Below are 16,242 nucleotides of genomic sequence, written 5' to 3' on the forward strand. Positions count from 1 at the left end.
CCGCGGGGACCGGGCTGAGGTTTCAGGCGAGATTCAAAAGTCGAATCCAACCCGTTATTTCCCTTGAGAATTTTGTCAGGACAGGCAAACGACAGGCGAACGGGCAGCCGGCCCAAGACCGAAGTCAAGACCAGGTCGGGACCGGCCTTGAATCAGTTCATGAAGAGCGCCTGCCCAAGACCTTGAGAACCAGTGTGAAAGCGAAGCGAGATGTCCGGGACTGACAAGAGCAAAGCGGGCCTTTCCCTCGACGGTCCCATCGTGATCCTGGTCGAGCCGCAGCTGGGCGAAAACATCGGCATGGCCGCGCGCGCCATGGGCAATTTTGCGCTTGGCGCCTTGCGCATCGTCAACCCTCGCGACGGCTGGCCGAACGTCTCCGCCCAGCGCGCCGCCGCCGGCGCCGACCATATTCTGGATAGGGTCGAATTGTTCGACACGGTCGGTGAGGCCGTCGCCGACCTGGACCTGCTGTTCGCCACCACCGCGCGCCCCCATGACCAGGCCAAGCCGGTGGTGGGGCCGGAAGCCGCAGCTAGCGAGATTTCCGGGCACGTCGCGGCCGGCGGCAAGGCCGGTATCCTGTTCGGCCGGGAGCGCTGGGGCCTGACCAATGAGGAGGTCGGGCTCGCCAACCGCATCATTACCTTCCCGGTCAATCCGGGCTTTGCCTCGCTCAACCTCGCCCAAGCGGTGCTGCTGGTCGGCTACGAATGGTTCAAGCGGGCGACCTCCGGCGAGCTGCCGCACGCCATGCCGGAGCGCTCTGAGCGCGCCTCGCAGCACCAGATGCAGGCCTTCTTCGACAATTTGATCCGCGAACTCGACCGGGTCGAATTTCTGCGCCCGGCCGAGAAGCGCGACACCATGCTGGTGAACCTGCGCAACATCTTCACCCGGATGGAGCCGACCAAACAGGACATGCACACCCTCCATGGGGTGGTGATGGCGATCGCGGAAGGGCGCAAGGGCCCGGCCAAAGGCGGCGTGCTCGACGGCGAGCAGGCAACGCGGCTGCGTGCGCTTTTGGCCGAGCACGGTCAGGGCGGCGGCGTCCCCGACAGCGGCTCCACCGTGCGCGGCCTCGCCCGTCTGCTCCGCCGCAACCCAACCGATGCCGAGCGGCTGCTTTGGCAGGCCCTCACACGCGACCGCCGCTTCGCAGGCCAGTTCAAGCGCCAGACTCCTGTGGGGCGGCATATCCCGGACTTCGTCTCGTTCCCGCACCGGATCGCGATCGAACTGGTGAACACGGGCGAGAATGAGACGATCGTCGCGGATCGCGCGTCGCGGCGGGCGTGGCTCGAGGCGCGCGATTATCGCGTGATCGAGATGCGGGCTGCGGACGTGGAGCGGGATCTCGAGGCGGAGCTGGTACGGTTGCAGGGGATGATGGCGGAAACAACATAACTTTGGGCACGCCGCCGGTTTGCGAGCGCTGCAACCGAGGGCTGTGCAAGAGCATGACCGGTTGCTAAAGTCGTCCCCGAGAATTGAGTTGGGGACTGCATGTTCGGAATGACAGGCCGCGCGCTCGTTTGTGCGGCAGCAGGCGTAAGCGCGTTGGCGTTGGCGACCTTGCTCGAAATATCGGGCGCTCGTGCGGAAATGGCCTTGAGCGCCAAGTGCAACGCGGCCGGCAATTTCAGTGTCGATGACCGCATTGCGGGCTGCACTGCCATGATCGAGGCAGCGACCGGTATGCAGCCAGCTGTGATCATGGCGCATTTCCGCCGCGCCATGTTCTACCGCCAGAAGGGCGAGATCGACTTTGCGATCGCGGACTACAATCAGATCATCGAGCGCGATCCGGGCAATCTGAACGCCCGTATCGCGAGGGCGTCTGCGTTTATTCAAAAGCGACAGCCCGAGGCCGCGCTGTCAGATTACGCCAAGGCAATCGAGCTCGATCCGAAGAGTACCTACGCATATATCGGACGTGCTCACGTCTATTCGGCGAGACGCGACTTCGTCCGCGCCATCGCCGACTATGATCAGGCTCTCGTGATCCATCCGGACAATGTCATAGCGTATGTCGAGCGAGGCCTTGCTTACATTCGCAAGGGGGATCCGGATCGGGCCATGGCCGACTGTGATCGAGCGGTCGAGATCAGCCCCCAAACCGGCGGCGGCCAACTGTGCCGGGGTCGGGTTTACTTCGCCAAGGGCAATAGAGAACGTGCATTGGCCGAACTCGATCAAACCGCGCCGATCAGGCCGACGAAGGAGAATTTCTACTACTTCCGAGCCGAGTCCTTCTCTCAGCTGGGCGAACTCGACCGCGCTATCGCCGACTACGACCGGGTCATCGAGCTGAATCCACAAAGCCGGACTGCCTACGGCTGCCGCGGTGTCGTCTATGCTCAAAAGGGCGACTATGATCGCGCCATCGCCGATTACGACCAGGTGATCCGGCTGCTACATCAGGATCAAGGGATCTCGGGTGGTCGGCAGACGCGGATTCAAGGTCAGGCCGGTGACCCCATTTCCACGTCCGTCGCGGGTGAATCAATTGCACTCGCTTCAGGGGACGGCCCTGTGCTCCGCGCTCGCGGGGTAGCCTACTACGCGAAAGGCGATCTTGACCGCGCTATCGCAGATTACGATGAGGCGATTCGCCTAAATCCCAAGGACAAGGATGCAATATCGTCTCGCGGCAACGCGTACAGGGCCAAAGGAGACTTCGACCGCTCGCTTGCGGACTACGATCAACTTGTACGACTCGATGCCAGGGATGCGCGCGCCTACTTTCATCGTGCAAGGGTCTATTGGCAGAGCGCTTCTTTTGCAAGATCGTTGGCTGACCTCGATCAGTCAATCCAGCTCAATCCAAAGGATGCCTATCCGGTTTTATGGCGCGAAATCGTTGCAAAGCGCAGCGACCAACAGAGCCGGCTGAGCGAGGCTGCGAAGCAGCTGGACGCGACGAAATGGCCCGCGCCGATCGTCAATCTCTTTCTCGGCAAGATGACGCCGGAGCAAGTGCTCAGCGCGGCGGACGACGCCGACCCGATGAAGAGAAAGTGGCAGTTCTGCGAGGCAAATTTCTATATTGCCGAGCGCGCACTGAAGGGCGGCTCCAAGGAAGAGGCGCTTAGGCTGTTGGATCAGGCGGCGGCCGATTGCCCGAAGACCTTCATCGAGAAGCAGGCGGCCGACGTTGAGCTCCTTTCGCTGCGAGCGAGCCGCTGACCTCGATCAGGCTTCCTAAGGCGGGCAAAGCGAAGCGTGCCACCATCTCACGTACCGAGACGGAAGTGCTGGGCATGGCGCTGCGCGCCTTCGGCCACCTTACGAAGGACGTCCGAGCTGCACTTCGCGCTGGACCGCAATCCATGTCGCTCGCGCCACCGCCAGCAATCTCCCGGCTTCATCGTGAAGCGCAGCTTCGGCCGCGCGTTTGCGGCCGTCGCGGCCGATGGGCCAGGCCGTGATGATGCAGCGTTCTCCCGGGCGCGGGCGGGCTTCGATCCGTGCTGACATTCGCCCCAGCAGCAGCGGTGCCTTGTCGAAGCCGCCGCTCTGTGGATCGCAATTGCAGGCAAAACCGGTGGGGCAGTCGAGCGCCGACCAGAGGAATTCCGGCGCGACGAGGCCGTCGTCGGCGGCGAGATTCTGATCCGGCGTCCAGCTCGCCGCGAGAACGGCGTTGTGACCACGGAGCGAGCCGGCAAAAATGCGCAAGCCGTCGCCTTTCGCCCTTGCCGGACCGCACACGAAACATGTCGGCAATGGATGCTCGTGCGGCTTGACCGGCGTCAGCAATTCGGCGGCGCAGGCGTCCTCGAAGCTGGCTGTCTCCAGTCGCGAAAGCTCCACGCTTGCCGGCTGCCCGGTCGCGACGATCTTGTTGCCGTCGCGAAGCTCCCATGTGCCGTCGTCGGTTGCGACCGCATCGAGCGGAGTGTCCAGCGGCGGCGGCGCGCGCAGCGTTATCTCCGCGGCGCCGGGAATGTGGCGGGCGAGCCGGCCGCAGACATAGCCGCCGTTGCCGGAGTTCGGAGGACCGCAAAAGCGTTTGTCGATGATGATCTGTGTCATCGGTTTTGTTCTCTCTTTCCGGCTCACCTTACCTGATCTTGAGGACAATTCGCCCCTGAACCGTTCGGTTGGCCACGGCGCGCATGGCTTCTCCGGCCTCCTCCAAACGAAGGACGCGATCGATGTGCGGACGGATTTTTCCCTCGGCCAGCAATTGCATCAGCGTGGCGTTCATACGCGCGGCATCAGCTGAGAATTTCTCCGCCCAGGCGCCGACGAAGACGCCGAGGATGGAATAGTTCTTCAGCAGCGGAAGGTTCATCGGGAGCTGTGGAATTTCGCCGCTGGTGAAGCCGATCGGCATCAGCCGTCCGCCCCATTTCATCGACCGGGCCAACTGCTCGAATATCGCGCCGCCGACATTGTCGAAGCCGATGTCGATCCCTTCGCCACCGGTGATCGCCTTGATCCGGTCGCGCAGATTCTCTGTGCGATAGTTGATGACCTCGCTGGCACCGTAGGCGCGCACCAGGTTCGCCTTGTCATCGGAGCCGATACCGGCGACGACGCGCAGGCCCAGGTGGCGGCCAAGGTCGACCGCGGCAAGGCCAACTCCGCCGGCCGCACCGGTGACGAACAGCGTTTCGTCGCGCTGCGCCCGGGCCCGCTCGACCAGCGCATAATAGGCCGTGCCGTAATTGTGCAGCACCGTCGCCGCGGCTTCGAATGCGACGCCATCCGGCAGTCGCACGGTTTTCGATTCCTTCGCTATCATCCGTTCGGCGTAGCCGCCGGTCCAGGCGCTGCACGCCACGCGGTCGCCAGGCGCGAATCCCGTGACCTTGTCGCCGACCGCGACGACGACACCGGATGCTTCCGTGCCGGGCACGAAGGGCGTCGGCGGCCGCATCTGATAGAGACCCGAGACCACCAATTGGTCCATGAAACTGACCGAGGCCGCATGGACGGCGATCAGAATCTCGTCGCCGGACGGCTTCGGCTCGTCGATTTCACTAAGGCGCAAGTCGCCGGGTCCGGTGAATGAGCTGCATAGAATTGCTCTCATCGTGTCGCTCCAACGGATTGTCTGCATTCGGCAGGTTTGCGTAACGGCGTCGCATATCCCGCGACAAGCTTGACGAAATCTGCCTGTCGCGCTGCACCGGTCTTTTCAAACAGGCGCCGGACATGCGTCTTGATCGTCGTATTGGCGACGCCGAGTGCCGCCGCCACTTCGGGAACGCCGCCGAGTTCGACGATCGCGAGCATCACACGCAGTTCGGCTGGCGTCAGTTTGAACGCGTTACGGAGAGCTTCCGAACGAGGCAATATTGTCAGCGCCGCCTTGCGGACGAACAGTGCGGCAACCGCGCTGCAGGCGGCAGACGCATTGCGGCGCATGCCCGATGTGAGCGACAGGACATGGGCGACGTGGCGTTCTCCGTCCAGCCCGATCATCGAGATCGCGAGTCCGTTGATGCCATGCGCCTGGTCGCCGCGTCCCGCTGCCGCGAAGACTTGCCGCAACGTCTGGCTGACCGTGCTATCGCAGGCCATCAGAACCCCACGGAGCTCGAGGAGGACGTCGCTCGCATCGAGCATGGCCTGCCCGGCGGTATTGGCGTGAATCAGACGTCCGTCTGTGTCGACGAGAAATAGGCTGGCGTCGAGCCCATCGAGGGTATCAGCGAACACGGCGGCGTTTGCTGCCACCTGAACGGGCCCCCGCTCGACCGCAAATGCGCGGCATGGCACTGCGCTCATCGGGGTGCACCAGCGGAGCGAGGGGGCTGGCGCTCGTCCGCCGGGCGGCGCGTGAAGAGACGCGGCACCAGCATCGGAACGCGGTGGCGATATTGCTGATAGGTCATGCCGAACTCGGCGATCAGATCGCGCTCCTCGAACTGCAGGGCGATCAGGATGTAGGCCGTGTTCGCGAGCGCGAACAGCAGATGGCCGGCGGTCATCTCGGGCGTAGCCCAGAACGCGAGCAGGAAACCCAGCATGATTGGGTGCCGCACGATCTTGTAGAGCAGCGGTGTTCTGAACGATTGACCTGGTATCTCGCTCCCGCGGAACGCGACGAAGGCCTGGCGGAGGCCGAACAGATCGAAATGATCGATCATGTGGGTGGAGGCGAACGCGATCAGCCAGCCGAGCCAATGCACGCCGATCAGCAACCAGGCCGCTATTCCGCTCGTTTGCCAGACCGGCGTCGGGATCGGACGCCACTGCCAGAACAGCAACAGCAGGATCAAGCTGGAAAGCAGCACATAGGTGCTGCGCTGGCAGGCCGCGGGGAGGAATTTGGCCGACCATCGTTTGAAGGCCGGCCGCGCCATCACGCTGTGTTGGATCGCAAACAGGCTCATCAGCAGCAGGTTGACGACGACGGCCACGCTCAGGTCCGTCGGGCTGCCGACATCGATCGACTTATCGATCGACATATCTATCGATTTGGGCACGACACAATTGCCGACGAAACCGAGCGCATAGAGAAATGAGACCGTGAAGATGACGTAGCTCACGATGGCGTAGAGCAGGATCAGGAGGCGCGAGATCATGTTTTTTCCTATTGTGCCTAATGCAGCCGTGCCGCATTCAGGAGCCTGAATTGCTCGCCCGCGAGCAGGCTCGATCTGCCCCGACTGCTATTGCCGGACCGTCCCCTGTGCGTCCCCCGGGGGCGCCGCAAGGGGAGGGAGGACTTTCATGACGGCTTTCTCGCTGGGGACATTCGGGTTCCCTGAGGTCCACGCCGACGGCCGCCCGATCAAGTTGGCCTTGCGCAAGGGCCTCGCGCTGCTGGTCTATCTCGCGGAGGCCAAGGGCGCTGTGGCCCGCGAAATCGTGGCGACGCTGCTGTGGCCTGAAACTGACCGCGAGACCGGCCTTGCGCGGTTGCGGCGGCTGCTTCACCGAATCGAGCTGACGCTCGGTCAGCAGGTGTTCGAGACCGACCGCACCAGTCTGCGATGGTCTCCGGCAGTCGCGCTGCAGGTCGATGCACATCTTTTCGAGAGCGCCTGCGATCGCGGTGACTTTGACGAAGCCTGCCAGATTTATCGCGGAGATTTCCTCGCAGGCTTCTCCCCGGAGGACTGTCCGGAATTCGACGATTGGGCGTTCTTCCGCCGCGAGGCGCTGCGGGGACGGCTGATGCACGCGCTGGAGCGTCTGGTGCAGGACAAGACCGCTGCCGGAGACTACTTCGCCGCGACCGCGCATGCGACCCGTCTGGCCGAGCTCGATCCTTTGAGCGAGGTCTATGGCCGGCATCTGATCCGCAGCCTGCTGCTGGCGGGCGACCGCAGCGCGGCAGAGCGGCACCATGCGGCACTGACGCGGCGGCTGCGTGACGAGCTTGGTGTTACGCCGGAAGCCGAGACCGCGGCGTTGATGAGTCCTGCGGCGGCACACTCCGTACCAGCGACGCGCTACGTCAAGGGCGCCGGTGTGCATCTGGCGTATCAGACCTATGGCAGCGGTCCGCTCGACATCCTGGTCATGCCCGGCTTCGTATCGCATGTGGAACGCGCCTGGGAGCATCCGGCGAGCCGAACCTTTCTGGCCTCACTGACGAAGCTGGGGCGTCTGATCGTGTTCGATCGTCGCGGGATCGGGTTGTCCGACCGGGTTGGGTCGGCGCCTGATATCGACGTCACCGCGGAGGATATCGGCACCGTGCTACGCGCCGCGGATGCGCGCCGCGTCGTGCTGTTCGGCGCATCCGAGTGCGGGCCGGCCTGCATCAAATTCGCCGTCGACGAGCCGCGTCTCGTGGCCGGACTCATCCTGTTCGGTGCATTGGCCAAGGGCTGCTGGTCGCAGGACTATCCGCACGCGTTGCGCGCCAGCCAGTACGACGCCTGGAGCAAGCACCTCATCGCGCAATGGGGAGATCCGGTGGGGATTGAGACCTTCGCACCCAGCCTTGCCGGCGATCCCCAGGCCCGCGCATGGTGGGCGGGGCTATTGCGCGCGGCCTCCAGTCCCGGCGGCATCTCGGCCGTGCTCAAGGCGTTTCGCGACGCCGACGTGCGGCAGCTTTTGCCGCAAATTGCCATGCCGACATTGGTGTTGCATCGTCGGGACGACAAGGCCGTGCGGATCGCGGCCGGCCGCGATGTGGCGAGCCGGATCAAAGGTGCGCAATTCGTCGAGCTCGACGGCAACGATCACTGGTTCTTCGCGGGCGATCAGCAGCCGGTGCTCGATGCGATCAGGGGATTTACGGAAGCATTGCCGAGGCGATGAGGCGAGGCACGTAAATCCGTAGCCTCGGTCATTGGCACGTTTCGTGCCTGCCAAAGTGGCACAAAAAAGCGTCGCGTCTATCCGCTGCCTCGAGGAAATGAGCCGGCGCGACATAGTCTTAGCCAAGGAGACCCTGACATGAAACGCGAAGACCTCACCGAGAAGCTGCTCGACATCAAGCGCGAGAAGGGCTGGAGCTGGAAATATATCTGCGAGAAGATCGGCGGCTATTCCGAGGTGCTGATAACAGGCGCGATCCTCGGCCAGATGAAACTGACGAAGCCGCAGGCGGCCAACGCCGGCGAACTGTTCGGCCTGTCGAAGGCGGAGACCGCCATGCTGAACGAGGTGCCGATGCGCGGCACCGGCACGCCGATGCCGCCGACCGACCCGCTGATCTACCGCTTCTACGAGATGGTGATGGTCAACGGCCCGGCCTGGAAGGCGCTGATCGAGGAGGAGTTCGGCGACGGCATCATGTCGGCGATCGACTTCGACATGGCGATCGAGCGCGTGGCGAATCCGAAGGGCGACCGCGTCAAGTTCACGATGAGCGGCAAATTCCTGCCGTACAAATATTACGGCGCCAGCGGCAACGTGCCGGAATATGGGTTCAAGGAGGGATAGCTGGTTGGCATTCCGGGGGCGCGTCGCAGACGTGGCCCCGGAATGATGCTTCGCCTTATTTCCCGGCCTTCACCTCGGCCGCCGCCACCGCGATCAGCTCGTTCATCTTGGCGCGAATTGCCTGTTCGGTGACGGCCACGTTCTTGGCGGCGAAATCGGCCATGACCTTGCGCAGGACGTCGGCGTCACCGGCTTCCTCGAAATCGGCCGCGACCACCTCCTTGGCATAGGCCGTGGCGGCATCACCCGTGATGCCGAGCTTTTCGGCCGCCCACAGCCCGAGCAGCCGGTTGCGGCGGGCTTCCGCCTTGAATTTCTGCTCCTCGTCGAGGGCAAACTTCTTCTCGAAGCCTTCCTCGCGCTTGTCCAACGTGCTCATGCCTTTTCCAATTCCCTGCTGACTGGACCCGGCTGGCCCTCGTTGCGAGAGCCCCGGTGCATGCCTAGATAGGGGGCAGGAATCGGCAAAACAACGAGCCGTTAAGCCGCAGGCAAGGCGGTATAAGTTTGATGCCGGACGGCCGGATCGATTGTGCTGGGACAGCCAATCGGATAGGTTGCCTCAGGCTGGGTTCCCGTTCTGTTTTCTAGGGGTTCCGGGCCGTTCACGGCAGCTCCGCTGTGGGTCGTAGTCTCGTCAACCGGAGCACACCAAATACATGGATTTCAACAAAACACGGTACATCCCCATGAGCCGTCGGCGTCGCATTTATGAAGGCAAGGCAAAGGTTCTTTACGAGGGCCCGGAGCCCGGTACCCTGATCCAGCACTTCAAGGATGACGCCACCGCGTTCAATGCGAAAAAGCATCAGGTGATCGAGGGCAAGGGTGTCCTCAACAACCGGATCTCGGAGTACCTGTTTCAGCACCTCAACGACATCGGGGTGCCGACCCATTTCATCCGCCGCCTCAATATGCGCGAGCAATTGATCCGCGAAGTCGAGATCGTGCCGCTGGAAGTGGTGGTGCGGAACGTTGCCGCCGGCTCGCTGTCGCAGCGCCTCGGCATCGAGGAGGGCACGCAGCTGCCCCGCTCGATCATCGAGTTCTACTACAAGAACGACCAGCTCAACGATCCCATGGTGTCGGAAGAGCACATCACCGCTTTCGGGTGGGCGACACCGCAGGAGATCGACGACATCATGGCACTTGCCATCCGTGTCAACGACTTCCTCACCGGTCTCTTCCTCGGCATCGGCATCCGCCTCGTCGACTTCAAGATGGAGTGCGGCCGGCTGTTCGAGAACGAGATGATGCGGATCATCGTCGCCGACGAGATCTCGCCGGATAGCTGCCGCCTGTGGGACATCAAGTCGAACGAGAAGCTCGACAAGGACCGTTTCCGCAGGGATCTCGGTGGGCTGCTCGAGGCCTATACCGAAGTCGCCAAGCGTCTCGGCATTCTCATGGAGAACGAGCGTCCGGCCGGCTCCGGCCCGGTGCTGGTGAAGAGCTAAGAGGAATCTGACGTGAAGGCACGTGTTACCGTGACGTTGAAAACGGGCATCCTCGATCCGCAGGGCAAGGCGATCGAGGGTGCGTTGAAGTCGCTCGGCGTCGACGGCGTCGCCAGCGTCCGGCAGGGCAAGGTGTTCGACATCGAGCTCGCGGGCACGGACAAGGCGAAGGCGGAGGCGGCGTTGAAGGATGCCGCCGACAAGCTGCTGGCGAATACCGTGATCGAGAACTACCGGGTCGAGCTGATCGGGTGAACGGGATGGCTCACAGCCATCCGACCCGACGAAAACGCCAATATAGCGCGCCGCACGCCGTCAGCATCACGCCGAGCAGCGTGTAATAGCCGTACTCCCAGTCCAGCTCCGGCATGTGCTTGAAGTTCATGCCGTAGATGCCGGCAAGCGCGGTCGGGATCGCGATGATCGCGAGCCAGGAGGCAAGTTTCTTGGAGACCGCCGTCTCCTGGGCCTGGCCGACCAGCAGGCTCGCTTCGAAGGCGAAGGCCAGCACCTCGCGCATGGAATCGATCCGCTCCTGGATGTTGCGGACGTGGTCGGTGACGTCGCGGAACAGCGGCTGCATCGTCGCGCGCACCATCGCAAGCTCGTCGTGCTCCAGACGGCGGCAGACCTCCACCAGCGGCCCGATCGCGGTCCTGAGCCGCAAGAGGTCGCGGCGCAGCATATAGAGCCGCTCGATCTGCGCCTTGCTGATCGCCTTGGAGAGCACGTCATCCTCGATGCTCTCGACCTCTTCGTGAATGCTCTCGAGCACGGGCGAGTAGTTGTCGACGATGAAATCGAGGATGGCGTAGAGGATGTAGTCCTCGCCGCGCGCGAGCGCTCGCGGGCAGCTTTCGCAACGTTCGCGCACCGGCGTGTAGGATGTCGACGCGCCGTGGCGCACCGAGACCAGATAGCCTTCGCCAACGAAGATGTGCGTCTCGCCGAAGGCGATCCGGCCCTCGATCAGTTGCGCGGTTCGCGCCACGATGAACAGGGCCTCGCCATATTGCTCGATCTTCGGTCTCTGATGGGCGTGGTTGGCGTCCTCGATGGCAAGCTCGTGCAGGTCGAACTGCTTCTGCACCGCGCTGAGCAGCGCCATGTCGGGCTCGTGCAGCCCGATCCAGACCACGTGGCCGGGCTTCGCCCGCCAGCTCGAGGCCTCGCTGATGGCAATATTGGCGACGCGCCGGCCGTCGACATAGGCACCGGCGGCGATCACGCCCTCGGTGGACACCGGCTCGGAGAGGGATGCGGGCAGCGAGGGGACATTCATGGCTTTAATCCCGGGCGAATCGATCGGCCGATGGCGGGCTATGGCCTGTGCACAACGCTCGCGGCCGAGGCTAGCACTGGTAAAATCCCCGTCAAATGGATATGTCTGCTCACGATTTGGCAGCCGTGCCAGCCCCATTCAATCTTCGTTCGGAACCTCTGCCATGAAAGCCGCCATCCTCGTCTTTCCCGGAATCAACCGCGAGCGCGACATGGCGCGTGCCTTGAGGCTGATCTCGGGCAGCGAGCCCGCGATGGTGTGGCATGCCGAGACGTCGCTGCCTGATGGCACCGACCTCGTGGTGGTGCCCGGCGGGTTCTCCTATGGCGATTATCTGCGCTGCGGCGCGATTGCGGCGCGGGCGCCGGTGATGGACGCGGTGCGCGACTATGCGGCCAAGGGCGGCCTCGTGCTCGGCGTCTGCAACGGTTTTCAGATCCTCTGCGAGTCCGGCCTCTTGCCTGGCGTCCTGATGCGCAATGCGCGGCTGAAATTCATCTGCCACGACGTGCATCTGCGCGTGGAGCGCTCCGACACGCCATTCACGCGCGGCTACAATGCCGGGCAGGTGATCCGCGTGCCCATCGCGCATGGCGAGGGCAATTATGCGGCGGACGCGGAGACCATCAAGCGGCTCGAAGGCGAGGGTCGCGTCCTTTACCGCTATTGCTCGGCTGACGGCGCGATCGACGATATCAGCAACATCAACGGCGCCGCGCAATCCATCGCCGGCATCGTCAACGACAAGGGCAACGTGCTCGGCATGATGCCGCATCCGGAAAACCACGTCGAAGACATCATGGGCTGCACCGACGGTCGCGGCCTGTTCGCCGGCCTCACCGCGCATCTGGAAAAAGCCGCGTGATTGCGTTCGTGCTGAAGCGGCTGCCGGCCGCTGTCGCCGTCGTTGCGTTCGCGACGGCCGCGTTCGCACAGGATTTCCCCAAGCGTCCCGTCACCATGATCGTGCCGTTCGCGGCCGGCGGCACGTCCGACGTGATCGCGCGCACGGTTGCCGAGCAGATGGGCATCGCGCTCGGCCAGACCATCGTCATCGAGAACGTCGCCGGCGCCGGCGGATCGACCGCACTGGCGCGCGCCTCCCGTGCCGAGCCTGACGGTTACACCATTGCGATCGGCAATGCCGGCACCAACGCCGCGACCTATACGATCTATCCAAAGCTGCCGTTCACGCCGGACTCCTTCGTGCCGATCGCCATGGTGGCGAAGACGTTCGGCATCATCGCCGTGCGCAAGGATTTTCCGGCAAAGGACCTGAAAGAATTCATCGCCTACGCCAAGGCCAATCCGGGCAAGATCAATCTCGGCCATGCCGGCGTCGGGTCCTCGAACTACCTGATCTGCAAGAGCTTCGTCACAGCCGCCGGGATCGACGCGACGCTGGTCGGCTATCGCGGCGCCGCCCCCGCGCTCACCGATGCGATCGGCGGCCAGATCGACGGCGTCTGCGATGCGGCAGCCTCCGTCTCGCAGTCGATCAACGAGAAGCTGGCGCGCGGGCTCGTGGTCGGCTCGACTGTGCGGCTCGCGACCCTGCCGGATCTGCCGACGTCGGCCGAAGCCGGCCTGCCCGAATTCGAGGCACAGGGCTGGAATGGTCTGTTCGCGCCCAAGGGTACTCCGCCGGCGGTCATTGCCAAGCTGAATGCCGCCGCGCGTACGGCCGTGGAAACCGACGCGGTGAAGAAACGGTTCGCCGACCTCTCGACCGTTGCCCCCGATCCCGACGAGCACACGCCCGAGGTGCTGCAAAAGCTCGTGACGCGCGACGTCGAGAAGTACCGCAAGATGCTGGCCGACGACGCCAAGTAATAGCGCGAGGCTCCTGACGGTTGGCATCATCGCCACCGAGAACGCTTACCCCGCAGCAGGAATGCGGGCGATCACCTTGATCTCGAAGTCGAACCCGGCAAGCCAATTCACTCCGACTGCCGTCCAGTTCGGATAGGGTGCCTCCCCGATCTCCGCAGCGCGAATTGCCATCACCTTCTCGATCTGCGTGGCCGGATCGGTATGGAACGTGGTGACGTCCACCACATCGTCCAGCGTGCATCCGGCCGCTGCGAGAACGGCACGCAGATTGGCAAACGCGCGTCGGACCTGGTCCTCAAACACCGGTTCGGGCGAGCCGTCCTCGCGACTTCCAACCTGCCCGGAGACGAAGAGCAGGTCGCCGGACCGGATCGCGGCCGAATAGCGGTGCGCTTCATAGAGGGCGTGGCGGCCGGCCGGGAAGATTGCGTCGCGCTTGGGCATGTCTGGATCCTTGATTGATGGAATGGCGGTCGCAGCTGTGGTGGGCAGGGCCTGCCACTGGATTTTCACGAGCTTTTCATATACGTAGCGTATGTGGAATATGGCTCACATACGGACCGTATGTCAATAGGGTTGGCAAATGGAGTTGGGAAGCATGGCGAAGGGCAAGCGCGCCGAGGCGATGGCGGAAAGTCGGGCCAAGCTCATCCGGGCCGCGCGCAGGGCGTTTGCCACACAAGGCTATGCAGCCGCGTCGATGGACGAGCTGACTGCTTCCGTCGGACTGACGCGGGGCGCGCTGTATCACAACTTCGAAGACAAGAAGGGGCTGCTCTGGGCCGTCGTTGAGCAGATCGACAGCGAAATGGCGGAACGGCTCCGCACGGCCCGCGAGCAAGCGCCGAGCTTGTGGCAAGGACTGCTTGCAGAGGGGACCGCCTATATCGAGATGGCGCTCGATCCTGAAATTCAGCGCGTCATGCTTCTGGATGGACCGGCCGTGCTCGGTGATCCATCCAAGTGGCCCGGCGAGAATGCCTGTCTTGAGATTACCATGCGAACCATTCGGTCGCTGATCGAACAGGGGATTGTGAAGCCCGTCGATGTCGAAGCGGCGGGACGCTTGCTGAACGGGGCTGCGCTGAGCGCAGCGCTGTGGGTCGCCGCAGCCGACGATCCGCCAGGCGTCCTGACCAAGGCCGTTGACGCCTTCCAAGCGTTGGCGAGCGGATTGTTGCGCAAGCCGCATTGAGCGCCTCGTGCCGAACGGCGGAAGCAGCGGGTCACCGCAGCTTCAACCGCTCCGTCGGCACCGTCATCGCGGCGACGCCCGCCATGACCAGCACCAGTCCCAGCGCCAGGTTCGAGGGCACGCTCTCGCCGAGCAGCAGCACGGAGAGGCCGACGCCGATCGGGATGCGCAAATAGCCTTGCGCGTTCGTCGTCAGCGTGCCGAGCCGTCCCAGGCACATGTAGAACAGCATCAGCCCCAACGCGCTGGAGACTATGCCCATGACAATGGTGGCTGTGATCGCGGTCGGCGTCGGGTGCAGCGTCCAGGGCTGGTCGACGATCAGCGAAGGCGGCAGCAGCACGAGGCCGCCGAACAGCAGCGAGCCGGCTGCCACCACCATCGGATCGTATTCGGACAGCCGCAGGCCGAAGATCGTGGCGCAGGCGAACGAGATGGTGGCGAGCAGGATGGCGATCTCGGCCACGATCTCGCTGCCGAAGCCGCGCAGCGCATCCAGGCCCACGATGACGATTGTGCCGGCGAGGCCGAGGAGCGCGCCCAAGAGCTTCAACAGCGTTGCCGGTTCGTGACGCGTGATCAGCGAGGTGATCAGGAAGGCGAAGATCGGCGTGGTCGAGGCCAGCACCACCGTGTTCGACGCCGGCACATATTGCTGCGACCAGGTGATGATCAGGAACGGAAAGGTCGAGTTGATCAATTGCTGGGTGGCGAACAACTTCCACGCCTTGGCGTCGGTCGGGATCCTGACGCCGCGCATCCACAGGATCGCGAACAGGAAGGCGGCCGCGATCAGCGAGCGCGCCGAGATGAAGGTCACGGGCGGGATCGTATCCAGCGCGAGCTTCGCCAGCGGATAGGTTGAACTCCAGCAGCAGGCCAGCGCGAACAGCAGCGCATAGTCGCGCCAGTTGCGCGCGCCTGTGGCGGGCATGGACGGCAATTGCGAGACTGTGGCCCGCCCCGTCGGCGATGTGCTCTGCGGCACCTTGATGTTGCTCCCCGGCGCGACAGCGCTGGACACAAGTCTGGGCGAGGGGGCGCCAAAAGGGAAGGCGGCGAGCTATGCGTTTGGCTGCGGTGCCGGCTTCCGCTTCACCCGCTTGATCGTACCGGAGAAGGTGAAGAGAGGCCGCCCGCCCGATATCAGCTTGCCGCGCAGGAAGATCAGCGAGCCGCCGGCGCGGGAGACCTCGCCGACGCATTCGATCAACTCGCCTTCGCGCGCCGCGTCGAGGAAGTCGCAGGCGAAATTGGTGGTCACCGCCGGCCCATCCAGTTCGTGGGTGGCGATCGCGAACAGGCAATAGTCGGCAAACGCCATGAAGCAGCCGCCATGGACGTTTCCGGAGCCGTTGAGGTGCTTTTTCTCGACCCGGAACGCCGAGCGGACGCTGCCGTCGTCCTCGATCTTGTGCCAGAACGGGCCGATATGGCTCTCAAAACTGTCACGAATCCAGGTTCGCCAGCCCTGGAATTCCCCATCGGTCGCGACGTGGAGGTCGGGGCGGCGAGGCGGGGGCGCTTTGGTCAATTCATGCAAGGAAATGGGCCTTCAATTGCGGGTCTTTTGTCCTTAAATCCGATCTGTCCGCGCTGTGCAATTCCTG

At 63.7% G+C, this 16,242-nt stretch carries 18 protein-coding genes; 9 read left to right on the forward strand and 9 right to left on the reverse strand.

Features of this window, described 5'->3' with window-relative positions; all coding sequences use genetic code 11:
- Positions 1-210 precede the first annotated feature (210 nt).
- Together IVB54_RS14470 and IVB54_RS14475 are read left to right on the forward strand one after the other, a co-directional pair.
- Positions 211-1,410 (forward strand): TrmJ/YjtD family RNA methyltransferase, encoded by a 1,200-nt coding sequence (locus IVB54_RS14470; RefSeq protein ID WP_018456363.1) that lies wholly within the window; start codon positions 211-213, stop codon positions 1,408-1,410.
- A gap of 99 nt (positions 1,411-1,509) precedes the next feature.
- On the forward strand, positions 1,510-3,192 hold the full coding sequence (locus IVB54_RS14475; RefSeq protein ID WP_247777296.1) for a tetratricopeptide repeat protein: 1,683 nt from the start codon (positions 1,510-1,512) through the stop codon (positions 3,190-3,192).
- Between the two features lie 99 nt (positions 3,193-3,291).
- Here the strand turns inward: IVB54_RS14475 and IVB54_RS14480 are convergent, their stop codons facing one another.
- The 4 genes from IVB54_RS14480 to mddA form a co-directional block, all read right to left on the reverse strand.
- The gene (locus IVB54_RS14480; protein ID WP_018455515.1) at positions 3,292-4,041 is read right to left on the reverse strand and encodes a hypothetical protein; all 750 of its coding nucleotides are present in this window, start codon (positions 4,039-4,041) and stop codon (positions 3,292-3,294) included.
- Between the two features lie 28 nt (positions 4,042-4,069).
- Complete coding sequence (locus IVB54_RS14485; protein WP_018455516.1) at positions 4,070-5,005, reverse strand: NADPH:quinone oxidoreductase family protein; 936 nt, start codon at positions 5,003-5,005, stop codon at positions 4,070-4,072.
- A 38-nt stretch (positions 5,006-5,043) separates the two neighbouring features.
- Positions 5,044-5,676, reverse strand: coding sequence for a LuxR C-terminal-related transcriptional regulator (locus IVB54_RS14490; protein WP_231190569.1), 633 nt, complete (start codon positions 5,674-5,676; stop codon positions 5,044-5,046).
- A gap of 65 nt (positions 5,677-5,741) precedes the next feature.
- Positions 5,742-6,545, reverse strand: a complete 804-nt coding sequence (gene mddA, locus IVB54_RS14495; protein WP_018455518.1) for a methanethiol S-methyltransferase — start codon at positions 6,543-6,545, stop codon at positions 5,742-5,744.
- A 148-nt stretch (positions 6,546-6,693) separates the two neighbouring features.
- Between mddA and IVB54_RS14500 the strand changes: the two genes are divergently transcribed.
- Together IVB54_RS14500 and cynS are read left to right on the forward strand one after the other, a co-directional pair.
- Complete coding sequence (locus IVB54_RS14500) at positions 6,694-8,238, forward strand: alpha/beta fold hydrolase (protein WP_247377899.1); 1,545 nt, start codon at positions 6,694-6,696, stop codon at positions 8,236-8,238.
- 138 nt (positions 8,239-8,376) lie between these two features.
- Positions 8,377-8,865, forward strand: a complete 489-nt coding sequence (gene cynS / locus IVB54_RS14505; RefSeq protein ID WP_018455520.1) for a cyanase — start codon at positions 8,377-8,379, stop codon at positions 8,863-8,865.
- A gap of 55 nt (positions 8,866-8,920) precedes the next feature.
- On the opposite strand, the gene IVB54_RS14510 is transcribed toward cynS, so the two are convergent.
- Positions 8,921-9,244: a DUF1476 domain-containing protein gene (locus IVB54_RS14510; protein ID WP_018455521.1), complete on the reverse strand. Its 324-nt coding sequence runs from the start codon at positions 9,242-9,244 to the stop codon at positions 8,921-8,923.
- A 310-nt stretch (positions 9,245-9,554) separates the two neighbouring features.
- On the opposite strand from IVB54_RS14510, the gene purC reads away from it, so the two are divergent.
- Together purC and purS are read left to right on the forward strand one after the other, a co-directional pair.
- Positions 9,555-10,322, forward strand: coding sequence for a phosphoribosylaminoimidazolesuccinocarboxamide synthase (gene purC, locus IVB54_RS14515; RefSeq protein WP_008974302.1), 768 nt, complete (start codon positions 9,555-9,557; stop codon positions 10,320-10,322).
- A 12-nt stretch (positions 10,323-10,334) separates the two neighbouring features.
- Entirely contained in the window at positions 10,335-10,577 is a 243-nt protein-coding gene (gene purS / locus IVB54_RS14520; RefSeq protein ID WP_026232966.1) for a phosphoribosylformylglycinamidine synthase subunit PurS, read from the forward strand.
- A 10-nt stretch (positions 10,578-10,587) separates the two neighbouring features.
- On the opposite strand, the gene IVB54_RS14525 is transcribed toward purS, so the two are convergent.
- Entirely contained in the window at positions 10,588-11,604 is a 1,017-nt protein-coding gene (locus tag IVB54_RS14525; RefSeq protein WP_018455523.1) for a magnesium and cobalt transport protein CorA, read from the reverse strand.
- A 163-nt stretch (positions 11,605-11,767) separates the two neighbouring features.
- Here IVB54_RS14525 and purQ point away from each other — a divergent pair, with 163 nt between their 5' ends.
- The gene (purQ, locus tag IVB54_RS14530; RefSeq protein ID WP_018455524.1) at positions 11,768-12,469 is read left to right on the forward strand and encodes a phosphoribosylformylglycinamidine synthase subunit PurQ; all 702 of its coding nucleotides are present in this window, start codon (positions 11,768-11,770) and stop codon (positions 12,467-12,469) included.
- Positions 12,466-13,437 carry a tripartite tricarboxylate transporter substrate binding protein BugD gene (locus IVB54_RS14535; protein ID WP_018455525.1) on the forward strand — a complete coding sequence of 324 codons (972 nt, stop codon included), beginning with the start codon at positions 12,466-12,468 and terminating at the stop codon, positions 13,435-13,437. The genes purQ and IVB54_RS14535 overlap by 4 nt, the downstream gene beginning before the upstream one ends.
- 45 nt (positions 13,438-13,482) lie before the next feature.
- Here the strand turns inward: IVB54_RS14535 and IVB54_RS14540 are convergent, their stop codons facing one another.
- Positions 13,483-13,881, reverse strand: coding sequence for a RidA family protein (locus IVB54_RS14540; protein WP_018455526.1), 399 nt, complete (start codon positions 13,879-13,881; stop codon positions 13,483-13,485).
- Positions 13,882-14,035: 154 nt separating this feature from the next.
- On the opposite strand from IVB54_RS14540, the gene IVB54_RS14545 reads away from it, so the two are divergent.
- Positions 14,036-14,632: a TetR/AcrR family transcriptional regulator gene (locus IVB54_RS14545; RefSeq protein WP_085349363.1), complete on the forward strand. Its 597-nt coding sequence runs from the start codon at positions 14,036-14,038 to the stop codon at positions 14,630-14,632.
- Between the two features lie 31 nt (positions 14,633-14,663).
- Here the strand turns inward: IVB54_RS14545 and IVB54_RS14550 are convergent, their stop codons facing one another.
- Complete coding sequence (locus tag IVB54_RS14550; protein ID WP_026232967.1) at positions 14,664-15,620, reverse strand: DMT family transporter; 957 nt, start codon at positions 15,618-15,620, stop codon at positions 14,664-14,666.
- 75 nt (positions 15,621-15,695) lie between these two features.
- Positions 15,696-16,175 (reverse strand): PaaI family thioesterase, encoded by a 480-nt coding sequence (locus IVB54_RS14555; RefSeq protein ID WP_085384292.1) that lies wholly within the window; start codon positions 16,173-16,175, stop codon positions 15,696-15,698.
- Positions 16,176-16,242: the final 67 nt, after the last annotated feature.

Origin of the sequence: Bradyrhizobium sp. CW1 (genome assembly GCF_023100665.1) — a bacterium.
GTDB classification, from domain to species: Bacteria; Pseudomonadota; Alphaproteobacteria; order Rhizobiales; family Xanthobacteraceae; genus Bradyrhizobium; species Bradyrhizobium canariense_D.

Coding starts and splice junctions, on each gene's coding strand:
- IVB54_RS14500 (WP_247377899.1), top strand. CDS start 6,694: ATGACGGCTTTCTCGCTGGGGACATTCGGGTTCCCTGAGGTCCACGCC.
- IVB54_RS14540 (WP_018455526.1), bottom strand. CDS start 13,881: ATGCCCAAGCGCGACGCAATCTTCCCGGCCGGCCGCCACGCCCTCTAT.
- IVB54_RS14510 (WP_018455521.1), bottom strand. CDS start 9,244: ATGAGCACGTTGGACAAGCGCGAGGAAGGCTTCGAGAAGAAGTTTGCC.
- IVB54_RS14470 (WP_018456363.1), top strand. CDS start 211: ATGTCCGGGACTGACAAGAGCAAAGCGGGCCTTTCCCTCGACGGTCCC.
- cynS (WP_018455520.1), top strand. CDS start 8,377: ATGAAACGCGAAGACCTCACCGAGAAGCTGCTCGACATCAAGCGCGAG.
- IVB54_RS14480 (WP_018455515.1), bottom strand. CDS start 4,041: ATGACACAGATCATCATCGACAAACGCTTTTGCGGTCCTCCGAACTCC.
- IVB54_RS14475 (WP_247777296.1), top strand. CDS start 1,510: ATGTTCGGAATGACAGGCCGCGCGCTCGTTTGTGCGGCAGCAGGCGTA.
- IVB54_RS14545 (WP_085349363.1), top strand. CDS start 14,036: ATGGCGAAGGGCAAGCGCGCCGAGGCGATGGCGGAAAGTCGGGCCAAG.
- mddA (WP_018455518.1), bottom strand. CDS start 6,545: ATGATCTCGCGCCTCCTGATCCTGCTCTACGCCATCGTGAGCTACGTC.
- purQ (WP_018455524.1), top strand. CDS start 11,768: ATGAAAGCCGCCATCCTCGTCTTTCCCGGAATCAACCGCGAGCGCGAC.
- purC (WP_008974302.1), top strand. CDS start 9,555: ATGAGCCGTCGGCGTCGCATTTATGAAGGCAAGGCAAAGGTTCTTTAC.
- IVB54_RS14525 (WP_018455523.1), bottom strand. CDS start 11,604: ATGAATGTCCCCTCGCTGCCCGCATCCCTCTCCGAGCCGGTGTCCACC.